This window comes from Telmatospirillum siberiense, from assembly GCF_002845745.1.
In the GTDB taxonomy this organism is placed as follows: Bacteria; Pseudomonadota; Alphaproteobacteria; order Rhodospirillales; family Magnetospirillaceae; genus Telmatospirillum; species Telmatospirillum siberiense.
Genome location: NZ_PIUM01000001.1, coordinates 346,816 through 369,276, shown reverse-complemented (window position 1 = coordinate 369,276; position 22,461 = coordinate 346,816). Strand labels below are relative to the sequence as shown.

Sequence of the window (22,461 nt, the reverse complement as noted above, 5' to 3'; positions counted from 1 at the left end):
AGAAAGCAAGGACCAGCAAATGCCACATTCCCTTTTGCCCAAGAAATCGGCCTTCGCCGCGGCGCTCCTCGCCGGTAGCATCCTGGCCGGCGGATTGGTTCCGTCCCTCGCGCAGGCTCAGTCACCGGAACCCCAGCAGGCGGCTCCCGTCGTCAATCAGGCCGGATTTTCCGACCTGGTCAAAAAGGTTCGTCCGGCCGTCGTCAATATCGCCACCCTGGAAATGCCCCACCAGACGGACATGCGCGACATGCCCCAGCTTCCGCCGGGATCACCCTTCGCCGACATGTTCAAACAATTCTACCAACATCGAAACGCCAGACCGGAGCATGCGCTTGGATCGGGCTTTCTGGTCGATCCGGCCGGCTATATCGTCACCAACAACCACGTCGTCGACGGCGCCCACAAGATCACCGTCACGCTGGACGACGGCACCAACTATCCGGCCAAGGTGGTCGGCCGCGACGCCAAGACGGATCTCGCGCTGCTCAAGGTCGACGCCAAGAAACCCCTGCCCTTCGTCGCCTTCGGCGATTCCGACCAGGAACAGGTCGGCGACTGGGTGATCGCCGTCGGCAACCCCTTCGGTCTGGGAGGCTCGGTGACGGCGGGCATCGTCTCGGCGCACGGCCGCAACATCAACGAAGGACCCTACGACGATTTCCTGCAGATCGATGCGCCGATCAACCCCGGAAACTCGGGCGGTCCGCTGTTCAATCAATCCGGGCAGGTGATCGGCATCGACACCGCGATCTATTCGCCCAACGGCGGCAGCGTCGGCATCGGCTTCGCCATTCCCTCGCGCATCGCCTCGAAGGTCGTCACCGCGCTACGCGAGCATGGCCAGGTCGAGCGGGGTTGGCTGGGCGTTCAGATGCAGTCTTTGACACCCGCCCTTGCCAAGGCGGTCGGTCGCACGCCCGACGACGGGGTGATCGTTTCCGACGTGCTGGCCGATTCGCCGGCCCTGCATGCCGGTCTCAAACAGGGCGACGTCATCACCGGCTATGACGGCAAGCCGATCAAGACGCCACGCGATCTGGCTCTGGCCGTCGCAGACACCGCCTCGGGCAAGAGCGTTCCGATGTCGGTCTGGCGGGATGGCCGTGAACAGACGGTCGATGTGCGGGTCGGCACCCAGGCCAAGGAACAGACGGCGTCCAACGATGCTGAAGACGGCAGCGGTCCCTTGGGCATGGCCCTGGAACCCTTGTCCAAGGAAGCCCGCAGTGAACTGGGACTGGGCAGCTCCGTCAAGGGCGTGGTCGTCGCCCAGGTGGAACCGGGCAGCCGGGCCGATGACAGCGGCATCCAGCCGGGCGACGTCATCGTGCGGATCGGCGACGTCTCGGTGACCTCGCCGAACCAGGCGGCCGGCAAGATCCATGAGGCGGAGGCCGCCAAAAAAGAAGCCGTGCCGCTCCTGGTCACGCGCAATGGCACGACCTATTATATCGCCCTGCAACTCACGCAAGGGTAAGGGCCTGTTGATAAATTATGAATCAACAGGCCCTTAAGCCCGAGCGGCGCTTCTCGCCCGCCGTAGCGGAGCGTAGGCGTCATATGAAATCTTAGGGCTTGGAGCGATAATTTCGCGACAAGCCCTAAAACGAAACCCGCAACCGTCGTCCCGATGGCGCCGCCTGAGCGGCGCCATCGGTCCTATCATTTCCGAGGACTCATGAAGATCCTGCTTGTCGAAGACAATGAACGCGTCACGCAGTTCGTCCGCAAGGGACTGCGTGAGGCCGGACATACCATCGACACTGCCGGCAACGGCCGCGACGGATTGTTTCTCGCCTCGTCGGAACATTACGATGTGATGATTTTCGACCGCATGCTGCCCGACGGATTGGATGGATTGACGATCATCGAGATGCTACGCAAAAACGGCAACAGGATCCCCATTCTGATCCTGAGCGCGCTGGGCGATGTGGACGATAAAATCCAGGGTTTGCGCGCCGGCGGGGACGACTACCTGACCAAGCCTTTCGCCTTCGGAGAGTTGGAGGCGCGCCTGGACGCCCTGGCCCGCCGCGCCCAGGGCGCGACCGACAGACAGACCGTCCTCACCGTCGCCGATCTCAAGATGGATCTGCTCGCCCATAAGGTCCGGCGCGCCGAACGGCCGATACAACTGCAGCCCCGCGAGTTCAAATTACTGGAATATCTGATGCGGCATGCCGGCCAGGTGGTCACCCGGACGATGCTTTTGGAAAATGTCTGGGACTATCACTTCGATCCGCAAACCAACGTCATCGACGTCCATATCAGCAAATTGCGCCAGAAGCTCGATACCGAGAACGAACAGGCGCTTTTGCAAACCATCCGTGGCGTCGGCTACCGGCTGGGCCCGGATGCCTGAGCAGCCGCGACAAGACGGGGTGGGATGATGCCGCGCTTGCGCCTCCTGCGCTCCACCGCCGTGCGGCTGGCCATCGGCTATGCGCTGCTGTTCGTTCTATCGGCCTTCGTCCTGGTCGGCTTTTATTGGTGGCGGACATCGGCCTACCTTGAACGCGAGGTCGACGCCGTCATCCTGGCCGACACGCAGGCTATCGGCGACCGCTTGCAGGATTTCGGCCTGTCGGGCGCCATCCAGACGATCAATCAGCGAATCCGGCAACATGCCGACGAACACGCCATTTATCTCCTGGCCGATCCCTCCCTGGCACCCGTGGCCGGCAATCTCGCCGCATGGCCGCTGCGGATCGGGCACAACACCGGCTGGTATCAGGTGGAGTTGGCCCGTGACGACAAGCTTTACGCCACCCGCGTACTCTATGTGGGCCTGCCCCGGGGCTTTCATCTGCTGGTCGGCCGCGACGTACAGGATCTGGTGGCGATCCGCCACTCCATCATCGACAGCCTGGGATCGGTCGTCGTCGTCGCGCTGCTTCTCGCCGTCATCGGAGGGCTTCTGGTACGACGGGCCATTCTGCACCGGGTGGACGCGATCAACCGCACGGCATCGGGCATCGTGCAGGGCGACCTGACCCGGCGTGTCCCCTCGTACGGATCGAGCGACGAATTCGACCAATTGGCCCGAACCATCAATGGCATGCTGCAGCAGATCGAAGTCCTGGTCGACGGAGTGCGCAACGCCTCCAACGCCGTCGCCCACGATTTGCGCACGCCGCTGGCCGAGTTGCGCGGCCGGCTTGAGGAATTGCTTCTCGATCCGCCGGCGCCGGAGGAGACCCTGCGCCAAATCCAGGCGGCGGTCGCCGATCTCGACCGGCTGATCGAAGTATTCAACGCCCTGTTGCGCCTGGCCGAAATCGATTCGGGCGCCCGTCTGGCCGGCTTTCGTCAAGTCCCCCTGGATAGCGTGGCGGGAGAAGTCATCGATCTCTACGGGCCGCTGGCCGAAGACAAGGGGATCGCTTTGCAGACCCACCTGCCCTCGGGCCTGACGGTCAAGGGCGATCCCTTCCTGCTTGCCCAGGCCATCGGCAATCTGCTCGACAATGCGCTGAAATATTCGCCGGCCCGGGGAACGATCTCCTTGGCACTGGAGCAAGGAAAAGACGGCGGCGTCGACATCATCGTCACCGACGATGGCCCCGGCATCGCCCCGGAGGAAATGCCCAAGGTGATGGAACGCTTCTTCCGCGGCAGCGCCGGCCAGGGCAGCGAAGGATTGGGATTGGGACTGAGCGTGGTGGCGGCGGTGGCCCGGCTGCATGGCGGCGCCGTCCAACTTGCCGACGCCAATCCCGGACTGATCGCCACCCTGCATCTGCCGGCCACGGGATGATCCTCCGGAATCGGAACAAATCAGTAGTTGACTATTAATTAGCTCACTACTAAATAGCTCGTCATCGCTTTGGAGGAAGAGATGACGAAAGTGGCGCCACGCGAGCGTATCGGTTTCGATCTGTCGAGAATGGCCCGGCTATGGCGGGCCCGGCTCGACGAAAGGCTCGCCCCCCTTGGCTTGACGCAGGCCAAATGGGTCATCCTCCTTCATTTATCGCGCTCAAACGGGGTTCTGCCGCAGCGGGAACTGGTCGACCGGGTTGGTGTCGAAGGCCCCAGTCTGGTGCGGGTCCTCGACGGCCTTGAGCGCCTGGGAATGATCCAGCGCCGGGACAGCCCCAGCGACCGGCGCGCCAAAACCGTTCATCTGATGCCTGCCGCCGAACCGGCTCTGGATACCATCACGCGGATCGCCGCCGAACTGCGCCATGAAGTTCTGCTCGGCATAGAAGACGAGGAGCTTGAGGTCTGCCTGAAGGTTTTCAGCCGCATGGCCCGAAACATCGGCGCCCATATCGGGACGGAGGCCTACCCGCAGTGAATATCTCGGCCCCTCCCACCCTTCCCCCGACGACCATGCCGCGGTTCCGCGCCACGCGGAGCCTCCTTCTGCTCAAGCGGTGGAAGGGGAAGCTGCTCTTCGCCCTCCTGGCGATCGGACTGACCGTGGTCACGGTCTGGCAATACGGTCGCCTTGCGCATATCACCGAAACCGATGCCAGGGTGATGGCCGACATGGTCACCATGAGCAGCCGGATCGACGGATGGATCGCCAGCCGACCGGTCACCGACGGGCAGAAGGTCGCCGCCGGCCAGACCCTGGTTGTGATCGATCAGCGGGAGGCGAGCCTGCAGATCGACGAGTTGAGGGCCAAGGGGGAATCGATCCGCCTGCAACAGGCCCGCACGCAGACGCAATTGCGAATCGCCGAGACGACGGCGCCCAGCGCCGTCGCGGCGGCGGAAGCCCGCCGCGACGGCAGCCGCGCCGATCTCGCCGCCGCCCGGTCGGAACGGGAACGGGCGAGCCAGGATTATCAACGTGCCGACGCCCTGCTGGGCGAACAGTTCGTCTCGCGCCAGACCTGGGATTTGAGGCGCAGCCAATTGCGCCAGGCCGAGGAAAAAGAACGCAGCGCCGCCGCACAAATGGCCGCGACCGAAACCGCCGTCGCCGACGCCAAGGCGAATCTGGGGCAAATCGAACTGTTGCGCCAACAGTTGGAGGGGCTCACCCATGACGCCGAGCAAGTGGCGGCACAGCTCCATCAAAAAGAGATCGACCTTGCCGACCGCGTCTTGCGCAGTCCCGCCGACGCCGTGATCGATCAGAAATTCGTCGAACCCGGCGAATATGTCATTCCCGGACAACGCCTGGTCATCCTGCATGATCCCGATGCCGTCTGGGTCGAGGCCAACGTCAAGGAAACCAAGCTGTCCGACCTGAAGCCCGGTCAACCGGTGGAAATCAGCGTCGACGCCTTCCCGTCCCGCCGCTTCGCCGGCACCATCGAACGGATCGGCCATGCCACCACCAGCCAGTTCGCCTTGCTGCCCAGCCCCAATCCATCCGGTAATTTCACCAAGATCACCCAGCGCGTTCCGGTGAGGATCGCCGTCCAGCAACCGCCGGACGCCCCCTTGCGGCCCGGCATGATGGTCGAGGTCGACATTGACACCGGCCACCACTGAACAACTGGCCGCCCGCTACGGCGACGGCTACAAATGGTATGCGACGGTCACCGTCATGGTCGGCACCATCGCCATGGTCCTGTCGGCCACCATCGTCAATGTCGCGCTGCCCGATATCATGGGCGAATTCGGCATGGGTCAGGACAAGGCGCAATGGCTGTCGACGGCCTTTCTGGCCTCGATGACGGCCACCATGCTGGCCACCGCTTGGACCATGGCCTCGTTCGGCCGCCGCGCATCCTACAGCATGGCGCTGATCGCCTTCATCATCGGGTCCGTTCTGGGGGGCTTGAGTCCCAACGACGATGTGCTGATCGTCGCCCGCATCATCCAGGGAGCGGCCGCCGGATTGGTGCAGCCATTGGCCATGGTGGTGATCTTCCAGGCATTCCCGCCGGAACGGCGCGGCACGGCCATGGGCATCTACGGCGTCGGCGTGATTTTGGCCCCGGCCCTGGGTCCGACGCTGGGCGGCATGCTGATCGACAATTACTCCTGGCGTTATGTCTTCTTCCTGGGCCCCCCATTCTGCTTGGCCGGAATTTTCATGTCGCAGACTTTTCTGGCCACGAAAAACACGACCCAGTCGCCGTCGTTCGACTGGCTGGGCTTCGGGCTCCTGTCGCTGGGGATCGCCGCCTTCCTCGCGGCGCTGGCCAACGGACAACGCCTGGGTTGGGACTCCCCCCTGGTTACCGGCGGTTTTCTCCTGTCCGTCATCGCCATGTCCGGCTTCATCTGGCAGGAGCAACGCTCGGCCACGCCGATCGTCGCCTTGCGCGTCTATTTGAACCCGCGCTTCGCCGCCGCAGCCGCCGTCGCCTTCATCCTGGGGCTTGGTCTTTACGGCTCGACCTATCTGGTGCCGTTGTTCGTCCAGACCATCCAGGGCTACACGCCCACCGAGTCGGGGCTTCTCCTCATGCCGGCCGGTATCGCGCTCGGTATCGTCTTTCCCTTGGCCGGTCGCATGAGCGACCGCGTGGCGCCGCACGTCCTGATCCTGGGCGGCCTGTTTCTCTTCGGCGTATCAAGCTTCCTGATGACGGATGTCGACACCTCGACCGATTTCTGGGCCTTCGCCGGCTGGGTGGTGATCGGTCGCATCGGCCTCGGCTTTATCCTGCCATCCCTCAATGTCGGAGCCCTCAGGGTCCTCGACCAGTCAATGGTGAGCCAGGGAGCGGGCGCCATCAATTTCGTCCGGCAATTGGGCGGCGCGGTGGGTGTCAGTTTGCTGTCCGTCACCCTGGAACGGCAGACGACGACATATGCTAGTGAATTTAACGCCATGCAAACCGGCGGACAAGCGGCGGCCCATACCCTGGACGTCCTCGCCCTGCTGCTGACCCGGGCCGGCGTCCTGGACAAAGTCACGGTTGCCATCCGCTCCGATGAGGCCTATCGCTTCTTTTCACGCATGATCGCGGCCCAGGCCAGCGTCATGGGATTCCGCGAGAGCTTCCTGTTCGTTGCGGTGATTTTTTTCGCGGCCCTGATTCCCGCCTGGTACATGCGACCGAAAAAACCAAACCGCTAGAGTATCGCGCGTCAAATCTGACGCACGACACTCTGGAAGCGGCCATTGAGGCCGCGGCCAAGCACGCGGATGCGTGCGCTAAGGCCAAGGGCTTGAAAAACGAGTTGGAGCGTGATGCAGATTTAATGCATCACGCTCCAAACCGCATCGGGGAGAATGATCATGGGGAAAGTCCTGTTGGCGGCCATCGACTCTTCACCGCAGCGCCGTCTGGTTCTCGACAAGGCCGCCGAGATCGGCGCCTGCATGAAGGCCGAACTGCATGTGGTCTCGGTCAATGACCTCAGCCGTCATCGCGAAATCAGCTTCGCCGTCCCCAACGGGGAGATGATCGCCGTGTTGGAGGCCGAGATCCACACCGTCCTCGACGAGGCTCGCGATTATCTCGCCCGAATGAAGATGGATTGCCGGACCCATGCGCCCTTTGGGGCGACCGCGGAACAGATCGCGTTGCTGGCCGGGGAGCTGCGGGCCGACGGCATCATCATCGGTCACCGCCATCTCTCCTGGCTGGGACGCCTGGTCGAAGGCTCGGTGGGGTCGGATCTGGTCGCCCGCACGCCCTGCGACGTCCTGATCGTCGTCGAGCCGGACAAAACCCGCACATTCGAGGGCGATCAGGAACCCCTGTCCCGCCCCTCGTCCTTGACGTAGATCCGGACGTAATCGAGCTTGATCGCCGGCTGCAATTCCCTGAGGCGGTTCAGCAACCGTTCGCTTAAAACCGTGGCCGCGCCCAGCAGCAACTCCCCTGTCGGCGCCCGGACGTTTTCGGCCAGAATGGCCCCCACCGCCACCTCATCGAAGGCAACCCGAGCGGTTCCTGGAATTTCCCGCGGGGGCGCCTCCGACGCACGGATGGTCGAGCCCAACGGCACGCGGGGGGTCTGGGATGGGGGCTTGGCGCCCAGCACCCTTTGGCTCACCAGTTCGATGTCCACGCTCTCGTAGACGTCGGTCGTTTTAAGTTCGCGGCTTTCTGCGAATATTTTGGTCAGACGGTCGACCAGGGCCGCTTCGGAAACCGGCTTGATCAGGAAAGCGTCGACGTCGAGGGCCATGGCCGCGCCCACCAGAACGAAATCGGAACTGCCCGTCAACATCAGGACGTTGGTATCGCGCGGGACTTCGGCGGCGCCCGTCCGGATCATCTTCAACACGGTCAATCCATTCTGATGCGGCATGTTGAAGTCGAGAATCAGGACGGACAAATCCTCGCCGCAACGCTTTAGTTGCGCCAACGTATCGGCACCGTCGACGGCCTCGACGATGTCGTCACAGCCGAGCTCCTTAATCATCCGGACTACGAAAAAACGGCTAAAAGACTCGTCATCGGCGATCATGATCCGCCGTCCGGAAAGCATTGTTTTCGAGGCGGACATCTTAAATCCCCTGCTGCAGCCATAGCCTTTCAGGCAGAATAACCTTGCCGGAGACGATCCGGAAGGTTGAATGTTTTCGTTCGGATATCGGCCGGCCCATCCGGCAGTGTTTCCATCCAGCCTAAGTGAAAGACAAAAACGCAGATGACGACGGATAACGACCCATCGGCGGAGATGGGAAAAGACATTGCCATCGGCCTCTTCGACGCGGCCCCCCTGCCGATGATGCTGTGCGCCATCGAAGACGCCGCCGTCCTGGTGGCCAATCGCCGCGCCCAGGAACTCTTCGCCGGCCCAGAGGAAGGCCGGACCATCGGGCTCGATGATATTCTCGGCAAGGAAACCACCACCACCTTCCTTCACAATATCCAGAACGGCGGCTTCATCGACGACTTCGAAGTCATGCTCAACACCCCTTACGGCGAGCAATATTGCGGCACCGTCTCGGGGCAGATCGTCACCCATGCCGGACACCGGCGCCTTCTCGTCGGCATGAACGACATCACCGACCGCAAGCAGGCAGAGGAAACGTTACGTCGATTCTTCGATGGAGCGCCGCTGGCCATGCTTCTCGTGCGGATGCGGGACCACCAGGTCATCCGGATCAATCGCCGGGCCTCCGAACTTTTTCCGCACGATCAGAACGCCGCCGTCGTGACGCTGGAAAGCCACCTGGGAAAAAATCCCACCAGCCGCTTCCTGGAAAAACTGACCGAAGGGGGCTTCGTCGAATCCTTCGAATGCGGATTGGCCACCGGATGGGGACAGAGCCTGTGGGCCAGCCTTTCCGGGCAGATCATCGAGATCGACGACGAGCGTTGCGTCCTGATCGGTTTGCGCGACATCACCGACCGCAAACGCTGGGAAGAGGCGCTGCACGCCGCGAAGGTCGAAGCGGAGCAGGCAACCCAGGCGAAATCGCAGTTTCTGGCGACGATGAGCCATGAGATCCGCACACCGATGAACGGCGTCCTCGGAATGATCGACGTCCTGTCCAACACGCCGATGTCAGACGAGCAGAAGGACATGGTCTCGGTCATCAGCGATTCGGCGCGCACGTTGCTGGCCATCATTGACGATATCCTCGACCTGTCCAAGATCGAGGCCGGCAAGATGTCGATCGAACAAACCCCATTGCGGTTGCGCCAGACGGTGGAGACCACCGTTGAACTGGTGGCGCCGCTGGCCCGCGCCAAGGGATTGGAAATAGCCTGGCGCGTCTCTCCGGATTTGGCCGACGATTATCTGGGCGATCCTACCCGCTTGCGCCAAATTCTCCTCAACCTGTTGAGCAACGCCGTCAAATTCACCGATCGGGGACGGGTCATCGTCCGCCTCGGCCCAGCCGGCGATCGGATTCTTTTCGAAATCGAGGACACCGGCATCGGCATGACCGAAGAGCAACAGGCGCGCCTGTTCCAGCCGTTCTCACAGGCCGACGCCAGCACCACGCGGCGATTCGGCGGAACCGGCCTGGGCCTCGCGATTTGCAAAAAGCTGGTCAATATGATGGACGGGGATATCGCTTTGAGCAGCGTGGTCGGCGAAGGATCCCGCTTCTCCTTCGCCATTCCGCTGGCCGAGGCGCCGATAAAGACCATCCGCGCCCCCGTCTCGTCCATCAGCGGCCTGGCCATGCTCGTCGCCGATCCGCTTGCGGAATCACGGGGTTGCATGGCCGACGCGCTGCGGGCGCAGGGCGTGCTGGTGACCGAAGTGGGCGACGCGCAGTCCGCGGCGAGCGCATTGCGCTCGAATCCCCGCTTCGATGCCGCATTGGTCGATGCAACGTTCGATCCCGCCATTTTTGCCGACATGGAAGATCCACCCGCCGTCTTGTTGATCAGCGCCGAAAAAGATGGCGCCGTCAGCGGAGACTACGCCCGGCAATGGTCGGAAACGGGTTTGACCGGATTGGCCAAGCCGATCCGCTGGTCCGCGTTGACCAGGGCGGTGATGGCGGCTACCGACGGCGCCAACGGCGATCATGACCCGGTCGCGGCGGCAAACGATCCGACGGCGCGGAAAACCGTGAAATCCGACTTGCCCATCCTGATCGCCGAGGACAACCACACCAATCGGATCGTCATCGCCAGGCAGTTGGATTACCTGGGTTTTTCATACGACATGGTCGAAGACGGCGAAGCCGCCCTGACGGCGCTGGCGGAAAAACGCTATGCCCTTCTCCTGGCCGATTGCCGCATGCCGAAACTGGATGGATACGCCCTGACGAGATGCATCAGGGAACGGGAAGAAGATGGACAGCACCTCCCGGTGGTCGCATTGACCGCCAACGCCCTGGCCGATGACAGAAAGCGTTGCCTCGCCGCCGGCATGGACGATTATCTGGCCAAGCCGGTCAGGCTCGACAAACTGGAGGCCACGCTGCTGCAGTGGCTTCCGTCGGCCCCGAACGAAGACGGCGCATCCGACACCGCCCCACCGTCCGCCGCATATGGCGAGCAGGTGCATTCGACCGCGGAAAGGGCTCCGCACATTGCGGAACCCGTCGATTGCGACGCCTTGGGCGATCTGCTGGGAGACAATTCACCGGAACTTCTTTCGACCGTTCTCGCCTCCTTCCTGGAGTTTTTTCCGGCTCTTCTCGAACGGGCCGTCACGGCGGTGGAAAATCAGAACCGCGAGGCCTTGCACGACGCGGTCCATGCGGCAAAAGGCGCCGCACGGTCGGCCTGCGCACCGGAACTGGCCGCTATTCTCGCCGCGCTGGAAGAGAAAGCCGGCAGTCAGGCCGCGTTCGACGAACTCGGGCGGGACCTTGACCTGGCCGGGAAAGCCTACGCCGACGTAAGGGATTTCATCGGCGCATATCACGCGAAGACCGCGCCTGCCGATAGCTGACGATCATCCGAGGGGACCGAGCAGGAACAAGCGGAAGCCCAAACCCGCAAGAACGAAAAGCCAAGCCCCAACAGCCTTGGCGAGACTTGAGCATACGCGGGTTATTTCTCAACAAACGCTTAGGCCAAGGCCGGTCAGCATTCGCTTTATCTCACTGATTTTCGCCTGATCCGGCGGGTCGAAACGGGGAGGGACGAGGCCTCGCGACTCGTGCTTCTTCGCCCCCAGATCATGGTAGGGCAGCAGTTCCATCGTCCTGATCCGCGTCCGGTTCATGGCAAAGGAGGCGAGGTCCCGGAGATTGGTTTCGTCGTCGTTGACCCCCCTGATCAGCGGAACGCGGATAACCGCCTCCGGCCTCATCCGCGAGATGGCGACGACGTTTTCGAGAATCCGGCGGTTGCCGACGCCGGTGAAACGACGGTGCTTTTCCTCGTCCATCAGCTTGACGTCGACAAAAACGGAGTCCAGCCGGGCGACGATGTCCTTGACACCGTCCCAGTCGAAATAGCCGCAGGTCTCGACGCCGGTATCGAGACCGAAGTCCCGGCAAGCGGAAACCAGGCCGCGCAGGAACTCGGGCTGGGCGAACGGCTCGCCGCCCGAGAAGGTCACGCCGCCTCCGGATTCCCGATAGAAGATCATATCCCGCTTCACGGTGCGCATGATCTCCTCGACCGACTGGACGGAGCCTATCCTCCGGCGGGCGCCCCGGGGGCAGGCTTCGGCGCAAAGACCGCAGCCCGAACATTTCTCGAAAGCGAAGATGGCGCCGCCGGCCTCGTCGCGGACCGCCGCGCCGCTCGCGCAGACCGGCGCGCACCGGGCGCAGCGGGTACAGCGTTCGGGAAAATGGGCGATCTCCGGAACGCCCCTCCACGATTCGGGATTGGCGCACCACCGGCAGCGCAGGGGACAGCCTTTCAGAAAGACGGTGCTTCTGATCCCCCGTCCGTCATGGACGGACCAGCGCTGAATCTGAAAGACGTATCCCTTGCCCTGTTCCATGGCCGGCTCACAGCGTCTCGTAGGTCGTCCTCTCGATGATCGCTTCCTGGGCCTCCCGGGACAGATTGACGAACTGCGTGCTGTAACCGGCCACCCGAACCAGGAGATCCCGATAGTCCTCCGGACGTTCCTGGGCCTTGCGCAGGGTTTCGGTTGAAATGACGTTGAACTGCACGTGAAAGCCGCCCAGGGCGAAATAGGCGCGGATGGTCGCCGCCAGGTTCCGGAGGTTCCTTTCCGACTTCAGAAGCTCGGGAGAGAACTTGATGTTCAGCAGCGTGCCGCCGGAATGGACGTCGTGGTTGATCTTGGCGGCCGAGCGCATGGCCGCCGTGGGGCTGGTCAGGTCGGTGCCGGCGTGGGGCGAGATGCCCTCGGTCAGCGGCGTTCCCGCCTTGCGGCCGTCCGGGGTGGCGCCGATCACGCTGCCGGCCGGAATGTAGTTGGAAATCCCCATGAAAGCGGAATTGAAGGGCGAGCCGAACAGGTCTTTGAAGGAACGGACCTCCCGGTGATAGAAGTCGGTCAGTTCCGAGGCGATGGCATCGACGTAATCGTCGTCGTTGCCGTATTTCGGGCAGGCCAGCGCCGCCTGGCGCATCTCCTCGTAGCCGACCCAGTCGGCGGCCAGCGCCTTGCCGATCTCGGCCAAGGTGTATTTTTTCCTCTCGAAGACCAGGGACTTGATCACGGCCAGGGCATTGGCCGAATCGGCGACCCCGATCCCGGTCAAAACCGGCCCGACATTGTATTTGGCGCCGCCCTTGGCCAGATCCGTGCCCGAGGACATGCAGCCGTCGACCAGCAGGGAGAGATAGGGCCTCGGCACGATTTCGGTGTGGATGCGCTGCGCGGTAATGGTGCCGATGACCGAATGTTTGACCAGATGGGCGACCTGACGCAAGTAGGCGTCCTTCACCTCTTCGAAGCTGACGAAGTCGGCGACGTCCTTTTCCCTCAAGCCCATCGCCTCGCCGGTCAGGCGGCTCTTGCCGCCGTTCAGGGCGAATTCGATGGCGGCGGCCAGGTTGACGCTGACGGCGGACGTCCATTCGCCGACTTTCCGGAAATGGGGGACCACGCAGCCGCAGTTGCTCCAGTCGCGGGCGTCCTCGGGCGACAGGCCGGCCGCCAGCAGCATGTCCGAACCGGCGCGGTCGTTATGGACGGCCGGAAAGCCGGTGCCGGTGGCGACCAGACGGCAGACCGCCAGCAGGAAGTCATCCGGCGTATCGGGATGGATACGGACGCTTAAGCCCGGTTGATGGGTCTTCACCGTCTCGGTGGCCTTGAGACACATAAAGGACAGATCATTGGTCGCGTCCCTCCCGTCGCGAGTCCGACCGCCGACCGTCAGGTTCTGGAAGGAATTGTAGCCGGCGAAGAATTTGGCGGTGTTGCTGGAAATGGCCCAGACCCATTCGGACAGCTTGATCCACAGCGCCTCGATCAGTTCCTGGGCGGCATCCCCGGTGATCGTCCCCCGCTCCAGATCGCGGGCATAGTAAGGGTGCATGTACTGGTCGAAGCGTCCCAGGTTGAGCGCCAGCGAATTTTCCGAAAGGATCGAACCCAGCTGGGTAAACCAGACGGCCTGGATGGCTTCGCGGAAGCTTTCCGGCGGATTTCCGGGAACCTTGCGGCAGATCCGGGCGATCTCCGCCAATTCGGCCTTGCGCGCCGGATCGCTCTCCCGACCGGCCAGACCTTCCGCCTCGTCCGCGTAGCGGTCGGCGAAGGCGACGATGCCGTCGCAGACCAGAATGGCCGCGGTATAGAAATCGATCTTTTCCAGGGCCTCGGCCGAGGTTGGCTCCAACTCCCGCAGATAGGCCTCCGCCTCGCGGCGCAGGCCGCGAAAGCCCTTCTTGAAGATGATGTCGAGGTAATCGGCCGTGACCTCGCCGACCGCGCTGCGCCACTTGGAATCGTTGTCGATAATGCCGGTATCGACCAGGATTTTCGCCGTTTCGGGGTTCAGCCGCGACAGGAAGGTCTCTTCGAGAGAATGCCCCTTCCAATAAGGAAAGATCTCGTCACGCAGAACGGTCTTCGCCTCGGGATCGATGCGATAGGGGTCCTGGTTGCGCGAAGCGAAGATGTCCATCTCGTCATCGACCCATTTCCAGGAATATTCCGGACAGACGATGCCGGACCGGCGGAATTCGCCGATCGAGCCGATGATCAATTCATCGTCGAAAATCGTCACCGGAATGCTCTCGCAGACCGCCTTGAAGGCCTTGGCCCGGCGGATCCCGGCCGGTTCCCCTTCGCTCTCCTTGTGGGAACGGGTGAACAGCCGGGCCCGGTTGATGCTGATGGACGGCTTCGATTCGATATAGGATTTGCGAAATTTTTCAATGCGAATGCTGCTCATTTATAATAGCTCCAAAATACTTTTCGCTTTTCCTTAAAGATGATTCCGTCCCCGATGCGGTCATTGCGCCGATGATGGGGAACTTAAGAAAGGATAAGTCGGCACGAAAAAAAGGTGCTGCGAATTTAGCTTGTCAAATGAGAGCATATTTTTGATATTTCTGACTATTCCGGAAGGACATTCTGATAAATTGATATTTTGATGAATTTTCTGCTCCCGTCACTCTTTCTTGGGTGACGGGAGCGGTCTTGATGACGGAATCGCAGGAAAAAAGGGGGCTCGGACATGGAGAGGGAAACACGGGCGCCGGAGCTTTCCGCCCATGATTGGAAGATCCTGAAGACGCTGCAGCAGGACGGGCGGCTCAGCAACAGTGAACTCGCCAAGCGGGTGGGCTTGAGCCCGTCGGCCTGCTGGAATCATACCCGCCGGCTGTTCGAGACCAAGGTCATCCGCTGCGTGCGCGCCCTGATCGATCCCAAGATGGTCGACCGGGAAACGGCGGTGCTGGTTGGCATCGTGCTCGACCGTTCGACCAAGGCGGTGTTCGAGGAATTCGCCGAGGCGGCGCGCACTCTACCGCAGGTGCTTGAATGTTACCTGGTGGCGGGCGAGATCGACTATTTCCTGAAAATCCGGGTGCGCGACATCAGCGCCTTCAACCGCTTCCACAGCGAGAAGATCCTGTCGCTGCCGGGAGTGCGCCAGGTGCGAACCTTCTTCGTTCTGGACGAGATCAAGACGGACGGAGAGCTTCCCCTGTAAGGGGGATCGCGGCCACCGCAAACCCGGCGCAGGCTGCCTCAAACGGACAAAACCCCCAGATTTCCCTGGGGGTTTTGATGGTGGCGGCATTCGGACCGAAAGCCCGAAATACCGTCCTATAAGACGCCGGGAACAGCCGAATGCTGTTCCCCCCGGCGTTTTTTTAGCGATTGGCGACCCTATCGTTCGGCATGGTGCCGGTGATGATGGTGCCCTGATCGAGAATGGCCTGCCCCAAAGCGGCATTGGCGGCACGGCCGGCTTCGGTACCATAGCTACCGACGGCGACAACAACGAAGAAAACAGCGATCATCGAAAACTTCAACATTTGGCTCTCCTGCCAATGTAGTAAAATTACAAACCTTGGAGAGGACAATATGCCGAAGCCGCTCGATCGTGCCATGCAAATTCGTCAACCCTTTCGAGCGAATACGTCAAATCCGCATATCTTCTAGGGATGCCGGTGTGGCTATCGGGCTATTCCGTGTAGTAAAACACCGAATGAAAAATAGCAAGAGACCGCTTATACCAGATCTCGGTGATCGGAACCGATCACCGAGCCCTCAATCGCCAGGCGGGTTTCTCCGAAACCCTTGGCTTCGCGCCAACGATGGCGCGGGTGTCTCAATGGGCCGGACCAAGTCTCGATGAGGCATCCTCATCGAAACTTGGTATTAATCCGGATTTTACGTCGTCCGCCAGCGGGGCTGGCGGTCCTTGTCGACCAGCATGGCCCGCACGCCCTCGAGAAAATCGTCGCTCCGGGTAATTTTACGGGTCAGAACCAGTTCACGATCCAGGCAGGCGCGCAGGCTTTGCCCCACGCCCCGGCGAAGCAGATCCATGGTGACGTCAAGACTTTGCGGCGAAACCGAACGCAATGTCGCGGCGGTTTCAACTCCCCAATCCGAAGCGCTTTCCTCACAGGCCTGGATCAGAGCCTGCCGATCTCCCGCGGAGAAGCTGCGGTCTAGCAGCTCACGCCGGTCGGCCAGAGGTGCCGGGCCGCCCGGGTTTTGCCGTTCGGCGAGAATGCCCTCGATGGCATCCGGATGGCGAATGATCTCCTCTTCCAATCCGGACAGTTCCGACGACGACAGATGATGTGTGGCAAGGCCGCAATAGACAGCGTCGGCGGCGCCGATGCGCGCTCCGGTCAAGCCGAGATAAAGCCCGATTCCCCCCGGCAACCGGGGCAGGAAATAGGAAGCCCCGACATCGGGAAAGAATCCGATGGCGGTCTCCGGCATGGCCAGCAAGGCCCGTTCGGTGACCACCCGGTAGCGGCCGTTGATCGAAAGCCCCAAGCCTCCCCCCATCGCCACGCCGTCGATCAGCGCGACATAGGGTTTCGGATAGGTGCCGATGGCATGAACCAGATCATATTCCTCGGAAAAGAACGCCTCGTTGCGCTCGTGCTCGCCGGCCAGACTGGCCTCCCGGACCGCCCTGATGTCGCCGCCGGCGCAAAAGGCCTTGCCGGCGCTTTTCAAGATGACCGCACGCACGGCGGACGCATGGCGCCAGTCCTCCAGCGCCGAACGGATCTGGCGAATCATCGGAAGAGTCAGGGCATTGAGCGCGCGCGGACGATCGAGAATGATGACGCCGACCCCGCCGTTGAGCGTTGCGATGACCTCAGGATCCATATCCCCATCCATTCTTGGAGTTTGCTTTGCAATGACACGGTTATTTCCGAACGGGCCGGCGGAATCCCCGCCCCTCGCGGAATGACGGATCAAGCCACCTGCTGGTCGAGGCCCGGACCGAACAGATAGTCGATATCATCGAACTCGATCGGCGGAAAATCCTCCCCGCCACCGAGAGTGACCATCGCCAGGGCCGCCTTGCGCGCCTGCAGTTCCACCATTTTCTCCTCGATGGTTCCGGCGGCGATGAGCTTGTAGACGAAGACCGACTTGGTCTGTCCGATACGATGCGCGCGGTCCGAAGCCTGCTCCTCGACGGCGGGATTCCACCAGGGATCGTAATGGATCACCGTATCGGCCGACACCAGATTCAATCCACGGCCGCCGGCCTTCAGGCTGATCAGGAAAAGCGGCACCTCGCCGGCCTCGAATGCGCGGACGGGCTCGGCACGGTCCAAGGTCTCGCCACGCAACTCGACGAAGGAGAGGCCGGCGGCGACCAGCCTCGGCTTCATCAGGTCGAGCATGGAGGTGAATTGCGAAAACAGAAGGATGCGGCGGCCCTCCGAGATCATCTCGGTCACCATCTCCAGCAGGTCGTCGAGCTTGCTGGAACGCTCGACGAGGCGGGCGGAGGGCAACTTCACCAGCCGGGGATCGCAGCAGACCTGCCGCAGCTTCAAAAGAGCATCCAGCACGACGATCCGGCTGCGCATGAGGCCACGGGCGGCGATCTGCTCGCGCACCTCCTCGTGCAACATGGCGCGGATGGTGTCGTAGAGTTCTCGCTGCTCGGGCGCCAGCTCGACGCGGCGCAGCACGACATGTTTCGGCGGCAATTCGGTGGCCACCTCGGATTTCGTCCGCCGCAGGATGAAAGGGCGGATGCGGCGGGCCAATTGGCCGCGGCGGATCACGTCGTTGTTCTTCTCGATGGGGGTGCGGAAGCGCTTGTTGAAGGTCTTCCGGTCCCCCAGCAGGCCGGGCATCAGGAAGGCGAATTCGGACCACAATTCCCCGAGGTTGTTCTCCACCGGCGTTCCCGACAGCCCGATCTTGTGCCGGGTGTCGAGCTGGCAGACGGCACGGGTGGCCTTCGCGTCCGGGCTTTTGATCGCCTGGGCCTCATCGAGAACCACGAGATGCCAGGGAATGTGTTTCATGATCTCGATGTCGCGGGCGAGAACCGTATAGGTGGTGATGACGACCTGAACGTCGGCGATGCGCTCGCGCCGCTCGTGCCGGTCCCCTCCATGCAGGACCATGGTGCTGAGATGGGGCGCGAACTTGCCGAGTTCCGCCATCCAGTTGGGCACCAGACTGGTCGGCACCACGATCAGCACGGGCCGGTCGAGACGACCCGCCTCCTCCTCGATGGTGATATGCGCGATCGTCTGGGCCGTTTTGCCCAATCCCATATCGTCGGCAAGCAACCCCGCGAGGGAATGCTCCCGCAGATGCTGCAACCAGTCGACGCCTTGTTGTTGATAGGGCCGAAGGGTGGCCGTGAAGGTGGCCGGGACGGAAACCGGAGGGATCTCGGCGCCATCGCGGAACTGTTCGGTATAGGACTGGATCGCCGCCGCGTTCTGCCAGCGCGTCGTCAGAAGATCCTCCAGATCGAGAAGCGCCGGAGCCTCCGCTTCGGGCAGCACCAGCGCCTTGCCGTCGCTTCGCCGGGCCGCCTCGAAAAGATCGGCAAAGGTGGCGAGCAGCCGGCGGATCCGATCGGCGGGCAATTTCAAGGTCCGGCCGTCGGCAAGGCGGGTGATCACCTGACCGTCGACGATCCGGCTGTCGTCCATGCCGCCGTGATCGAGGATATGCAGAAGAATCGGCAGCAGGTTCTGCCGCACGCCGTCGATCTCGATTCCCAGTTCGACGGAAAACGCCCCCGGTCCGGCGTCACCGATCTGCAGATCGTAATCACCGACCACCTCCACGACACGCGGGCCGAAATCGCCTTTGACCTCGCAGCGCCATCCCTGCCGCTCAAGCTCGGGGATTCGTGACGTCACGAAGTTTTGCCAGCGGTCGGAAGCATTCTGCCCGCGGAAGAGGAAGATCCGCCGGCCTTTGCCGCCGCCGTCCCCGGCGAGGCGCATCTGCACCAGACCGTCTTCCCTCAATGTCTCAAGGGCGGAGGCCTCTTCCCGCGGATTGCGCCTGACGAAGGTCGCGGCGGCACCGTTTTCCACCCGGACGAACTGTCGCTCGTCATCGGCGTGGGTCACCGCGCCAGCGTAATCGAAATCAAGAACAAGGGCGTCCTGCCGCTGCGTCCGCCCAAAGCCGTCCAGACCATCGAATTGCGTCAGACGAAGAACCGGAACCAATGGCTCCTCGACGATAGCCTGTTCACTGGACCTGTGAGAGATCCGCCGAGGCCGCTCGAACCGCCGGATGTCGGATCGCGGCGCGGATTGGGTCGTCTGCTGCGGCACCCCGATGAGACCGACCGCGCCGCTGGCGGAATCGACATACCAATTCGCCGCTTCACCCAGAAGAACCGCCGATTTCGGCGGCAGATTCGGCACGGCGTTGCGGGCGAAAAAGCGTTCCTCGCCACGCTGGAGCCTTTTGCCGGTGGGCATCCATTTCGCTTGGCCCGACGCCACCAGCATTCCGAGAATCGTTCCCATCACGGACGCCTTGATGCCGGTTCGCGTCACCTCTCCGCCGCCCAGCGCGCGGGCCAGGGCGCGGGCCGGCTCGCCGCTTTCAGGATCGCCGAGGATCTTCCGGGGCGTCGTCGCCTCGATCCGGCTGCTGCCCTCGTGTTCCAGCATGGTGGAAACAAAGCAGGAAAAAGGAACCTGGCCTGGCGAAAGGAGGAAGACAAGGCGACCGCGATCCGTCTCCGCGTTGGTCAGCAGCGCGTCGAAGAAACTCTTCTGCTGCGGCTTGCGCAAAATGGGGAAGCGGTCGAGCGCCGCCAGGGCGGTCGCGGCGGCATGGGGGCAGGCGTGCCGGTCGCACCCGCAATGCGACGCGACGAACAGGCGCCCGTTGCGAAGCGATGGCGTCAGAGTCACGGCATGCCGCATCTCCCCATCCCGCACGACACCTTTTATATCTTCACCGATAAGTTCGACCTCCACCACGCCGTCACGGAGAATCAGGCTGCGGCCTTTGATCAAATTATGGGATTCGAAAGTGCGACCGAGATCTTCGGACGAAAAGCGTACTGGCATTGGAAAAGGAAAATCTCAAGGAGGAAAGCGAATCGTGATTCTTGACGTCAAGACCGGCGCCGTCAAGCCCCGTGAAACAAACCGACGGCCAGGAGTCCGGGTTAATACGAATCCACTCGCCGACCTCGGCGCCTTCGCCGAGGATCCGCAACCCGCGCCCTGCTTCGGATTGTTCCTCGTCAGCCTGAAATTGCATTGCTGCCCTTACGCCGAATAAGAAAGCATCGTAAGCGCTTTGGAGTCCGGCCTCTTCGCGCTTGGCTCTGCGGGAGGGCAGCAAGCGGAAGGCGGAGCGGCTTCCTGCGATTTGCTTGGCCACCCGCCACCTTGATCGCCTGGGCGGCTTAAACCGTCCCTTCGTCGTCAAGCGGAGGACCGATCGCGATGGGCTGAGAAAAGGTCTTGACGGCATCTTATATTTCCATAAATCTGGAATTATGGATGAAAAAATAATCATCGCCGCGCTGTCGGCACTGGCCCAAGAAAGTCGCCTCCGGGTGTTCCGCCTGTTGGTGACCGCCGGACCACCCGGCTTACCGGCAGGGCAGATCGCCGAAGAATTGGCGGTTCCCGCCAACACCCTGTCGTTCCACCTGTCACTCCTGAAGAACGCCGGTTTGGTATCGGTGCGACGGGAAGGGAGATCGCTGATCTACTCGGCCGATTACGACCAGTCCAGGTCTCTGGTCGACTATCTGACCGAGAATTGCTGCAGCCGCCAGCCTTGCTGCGAATGAGGGAAAAGCCCGATGGACGATCCCCGCATTGACGAAATTGCCGGCCACGATCCCCACTTGGCCGCAGAGTTGAGGGCAGCCGGTCTGCCGACAGACGATTTGACCGAGCCTGGCCGCCGGTTTTTCAAATTCGCCGAGCAGGGGCACCTGATCGGCTTCATCGGATGGGAGATGGCTGACGAAGAGACCGCCCTGCTGCGGTCTCTGGTCGTGGCCCCGGCCGGTCGCGGCAAGGGCTCTGGATCCGCCATCGTGAATTGGGCACTGACGCGTCTTGCCGAACTCGGCGCAACGGACGTCTACACCCTCACAACCACCGCCGACGCGTTTCTGATCGGTCTTGGCTTCACCCCCTTGGATCGGGCCGCCGCACCGCCGACCATCCGCCAATCTCGCCAGTTCACCATGTTATGCCCGAGTTCGGCGGTTCTGTTGCACAGGAAGTTGCCATGAGCCTTCGGGCGGTTTCCACCAAAATGAAATAGGAGGCCCCTGATGATCAGAATGGTCCGAGCGCTCGGCCGCCTGCTCAAAAAGGCAATCGCAAGTGCCCCATGGGAGCAGGCGCGACAGGGCGACCCTCATCCTCGTTTGCAGACCTGCTGCCAGTTGGAACGGATGAAAGACGCTTGGCGCGCGAGGCTGTAATCCCAACCAACAAACCGATTGATCGGAGAGCAGAATGGAAAAGACTGATCTGAAAGACCTCGTGCGCCTGCGCTATGGCAACATCGCCGTTCATGGTCGAAACGGGGGATGCTGCGCACCCGCGGAATCCTATTGTTGCGATACCCCCGCCGTACCGCCAACCGCGGAAGATCTCTCGGCTCGCATGGGCTATTCGGCAGAGGAACTGGCCGCCGTGCCCGAGGGGGCCAACCTCGGCCTCGGCTGCGGAAATCCGCAAGCCATCGCCGCTATGAAGCCGGGCGAAGTGGTCGTCGATCTCGGCAGCGGCGCCGGATTCGACTGCTTCCTGGCCGCCGCCCAGGTTGGTCCGACCGGGCAGGTGATCGGCGTCGACATGACCCATGAGATGCTGAAGAAAGCCCGCGAAAACGCCGCCAAGGTCGGCGCCGCCAACGTCGAGTTCCGTCTCGGCGAGATCGAGCATCTGCCGATCGCCGACAGCGTGGCGGACGTCGTCATCTCCAACTGCGTGGTCAATCTGTCGTCCGACAAGCCTCAGGTCTTCCAGGAAGCGTTCCGCGTCCTGAAGTCCGGCGGCCGTGTGGCTATCTCCGATGTCGTCAACATGGTCCCATTACCCGAAAAGCTGGCGTCGAACCCCGAGCTCTTGTGCGGCTGCGTTGCCGGCGCCGCCCCCACCAACGAGGTGAAGCGATGGCTTGCCGAAGCTGGTTTCATCGATGTTCAGGTCGACGCAAAGCCCGAGAGCCGCGAGGTCATCAAGGATTGGGCTCCAGGGAGCGCCATCGAGGATTTCGTCGTGTCGGCCATGGTCACGGCGCGGAAGTTGTAACGAAACGTCA

General features: G+C 62.3%; 18 protein-coding genes. 12 read left to right on the top strand and 6 right to left on the bottom strand.

Translation table 11 applies throughout. From position 1 onward, the window contains the following. Positions 1 to 19: 19 nt before the first annotated feature. The 7 genes from CWS72_RS01720 (at position 20) to CWS72_RS01690 (ending at position 7,648) form a co-directional block, all read left to right on the top strand. The gene (locus CWS72_RS01720; RefSeq protein ID WP_101248811.1) at positions 20 to 1,480 is read left to right on the top strand and encodes a DegQ family serine endoprotease; all 1,461 of its coding nucleotides are present in this window, start codon (positions 20 to 22) and stop codon (positions 1,478 to 1,480) included. A 201-nt stretch (positions 1,481 to 1,681) separates the two neighbouring features. After that, the gene (locus tag CWS72_RS01715; RefSeq protein WP_101248810.1) at positions 1,682 to 2,365 is read left to right on the top strand and encodes a response regulator transcription factor; all 684 of its coding nucleotides are present in this window, start codon (positions 1,682 to 1,684) and stop codon (positions 2,363 to 2,365) included. Positions 2,366 to 2,389: 24 nt separating this feature from the next. Next, positions 2,390 to 3,760: a sensor histidine kinase gene (locus CWS72_RS01710; protein WP_101248809.1), complete on the top strand. Its 1,371-nt coding sequence runs from the start codon at positions 2,390 to 2,392 to the stop codon at positions 3,758 to 3,760. A gap of 81 nt (positions 3,761 to 3,841) precedes the next feature. Beyond that, positions 3,842 to 4,303, top strand: coding sequence for a transcriptional regulator SlyA (slyA, locus tag CWS72_RS01705; protein WP_101248906.1), 462 nt, complete (start codon positions 3,842 to 3,844; stop codon positions 4,301 to 4,303). Then, positions 4,300 to 5,454 carry an HlyD family secretion protein gene (locus CWS72_RS01700; RefSeq protein WP_241911527.1) on the top strand — a complete coding sequence of 385 codons (1,155 nt, stop codon included), beginning with the start codon at positions 4,300 to 4,302 and terminating at the stop codon, positions 5,452 to 5,454. The genes slyA and CWS72_RS01700 overlap by 4 nt, the downstream gene beginning before the upstream one ends. Beyond that, positions 5,435 to 6,994: a DHA2 family efflux MFS transporter permease subunit gene (locus CWS72_RS01695; protein WP_101248808.1), complete on the top strand. Its 1,560-nt coding sequence runs from the start codon at positions 5,435 to 5,437 to the stop codon at positions 6,992 to 6,994. Before CWS72_RS01700 ends, CWS72_RS01695 begins: the two co-directional genes overlap by 20 nt. Before the next feature lie 162 nt (positions 6,995 to 7,156). Next, the gene (locus tag CWS72_RS01690; RefSeq protein WP_158240465.1) at positions 7,157 to 7,648 is read left to right on the top strand and encodes a universal stress protein; all 492 of its coding nucleotides are present in this window, start codon (positions 7,157 to 7,159) and stop codon (positions 7,646 to 7,648) included. Here CWS72_RS01690 and CWS72_RS27640 read toward each other — a convergent pair. Continuing rightward, positions 7,612 to 8,376: a response regulator gene (locus CWS72_RS27640; protein WP_158240464.1), complete on the bottom strand. Its 765-nt coding sequence runs from the start codon at positions 8,374 to 8,376 to the stop codon at positions 7,612 to 7,614. The genes CWS72_RS01690 and CWS72_RS27640 overlap by 37 nt on opposite strands. A gap of 144 nt (positions 8,377 to 8,520) precedes the next feature. Here CWS72_RS27640 and CWS72_RS01680 point away from each other — a divergent pair, with 144 nt between their 5' ends. Then, entirely contained in the window at positions 8,521 to 11,238 is a 2,718-nt protein-coding gene (locus CWS72_RS01680; protein WP_101248806.1) for an ATP-binding protein, read from the top strand. Between the two features lie 108 nt (positions 11,239 to 11,346). On the opposite strand, the gene CWS72_RS01675 is transcribed toward CWS72_RS01680, so the two are convergent. Both CWS72_RS01675 and CWS72_RS01670 read right to left on the bottom strand, forming a co-directional pair. Further along, positions 11,347 to 12,246, bottom strand: coding sequence for a glycyl-radical enzyme activating protein (locus tag CWS72_RS01675; RefSeq protein ID WP_101248805.1), 900 nt, complete (start codon positions 12,244 to 12,246; stop codon positions 11,347 to 11,349). A 7-nt stretch (positions 12,247 to 12,253) separates the two neighbouring features. Next, positions 12,254 to 14,623, bottom strand: coding sequence for a glycyl radical protein (locus CWS72_RS01670; protein WP_101248804.1), 2,370 nt, complete (start codon positions 14,621 to 14,623; stop codon positions 12,254 to 12,256). Positions 14,624 to 14,908: 285 nt separating this feature from the next. Here CWS72_RS01670 and CWS72_RS01665 point away from each other — a divergent pair, with 285 nt between their 5' ends. Beyond that, a complete protein-coding gene (locus tag CWS72_RS01665) occupies positions 14,909 to 15,388 on the top strand; it encodes an Lrp/AsnC family transcriptional regulator (RefSeq protein WP_101248803.1) in 480 nt (159 codons plus the stop codon). Between the two features lie 163 nt (positions 15,389 to 15,551). On the opposite strand, the gene CWS72_RS27635 is transcribed toward CWS72_RS01665, so the two are convergent. The 3 genes from CWS72_RS27635 to CWS72_RS01655 all read right to left on the bottom strand — a co-directional run bounded on the left by CWS72_RS27635 (position 15,552) and on the right by CWS72_RS01655 (position 20,231). Beyond that, positions 15,552 to 15,716 (bottom strand): hypothetical protein, encoded by a 165-nt coding sequence (locus tag CWS72_RS27635; RefSeq protein ID WP_158240463.1) that lies wholly within the window; start codon positions 15,714 to 15,716, stop codon positions 15,552 to 15,554. Between the two features lie 358 nt (positions 15,717 to 16,074). Next, positions 16,075 to 17,037 carry an enoyl-CoA hydratase/isomerase family protein gene (locus CWS72_RS01660; RefSeq protein WP_101248802.1) on the bottom strand — a complete coding sequence of 321 codons (963 nt, stop codon included), beginning with the start codon at positions 17,035 to 17,037 and terminating at the stop codon, positions 16,075 to 16,077. Positions 17,038 to 17,126: 89 nt separating this feature from the next. Then, positions 17,127 to 20,231 carry a DEAD/DEAH box helicase gene (locus CWS72_RS01655; protein WP_101248801.1) on the bottom strand — a complete coding sequence of 1,035 codons (3,105 nt, stop codon included), beginning with the start codon at positions 20,229 to 20,231 and terminating at the stop codon, positions 17,127 to 17,129. A gap of 437 nt (positions 20,232 to 20,668) precedes the next feature. On the opposite strand from CWS72_RS01655, the gene CWS72_RS01645 reads away from it, so the two are divergent. From CWS72_RS01645 to CWS72_RS01635, 3 genes are all read left to right on the top strand, one after another. Beyond that, the gene (locus tag CWS72_RS01645) at positions 20,669 to 20,968 is read left to right on the top strand and encodes an ArsR/SmtB family transcription factor (protein WP_101248903.1); all 300 of its coding nucleotides are present in this window, start codon (positions 20,669 to 20,671) and stop codon (positions 20,966 to 20,968) included. A 12-nt stretch (positions 20,969 to 20,980) separates the two neighbouring features. Then, a complete protein-coding gene (arsN2, locus tag CWS72_RS01640) occupies positions 20,981 to 21,421 on the top strand; it encodes an arsenic resistance N-acetyltransferase ArsN2 (RefSeq protein ID WP_101248799.1) in 441 nt (146 codons plus the stop codon). A 229-nt stretch (positions 21,422 to 21,650) separates the two neighbouring features. Further along, a complete protein-coding gene (locus tag CWS72_RS01635; RefSeq protein ID WP_101248798.1) occupies positions 21,651 to 22,451 on the top strand; it encodes an arsenite methyltransferase in 801 nt (266 codons plus the stop codon). The last annotated feature ends 10 nt before the right edge of the window (positions 22,452 to 22,461 follow it).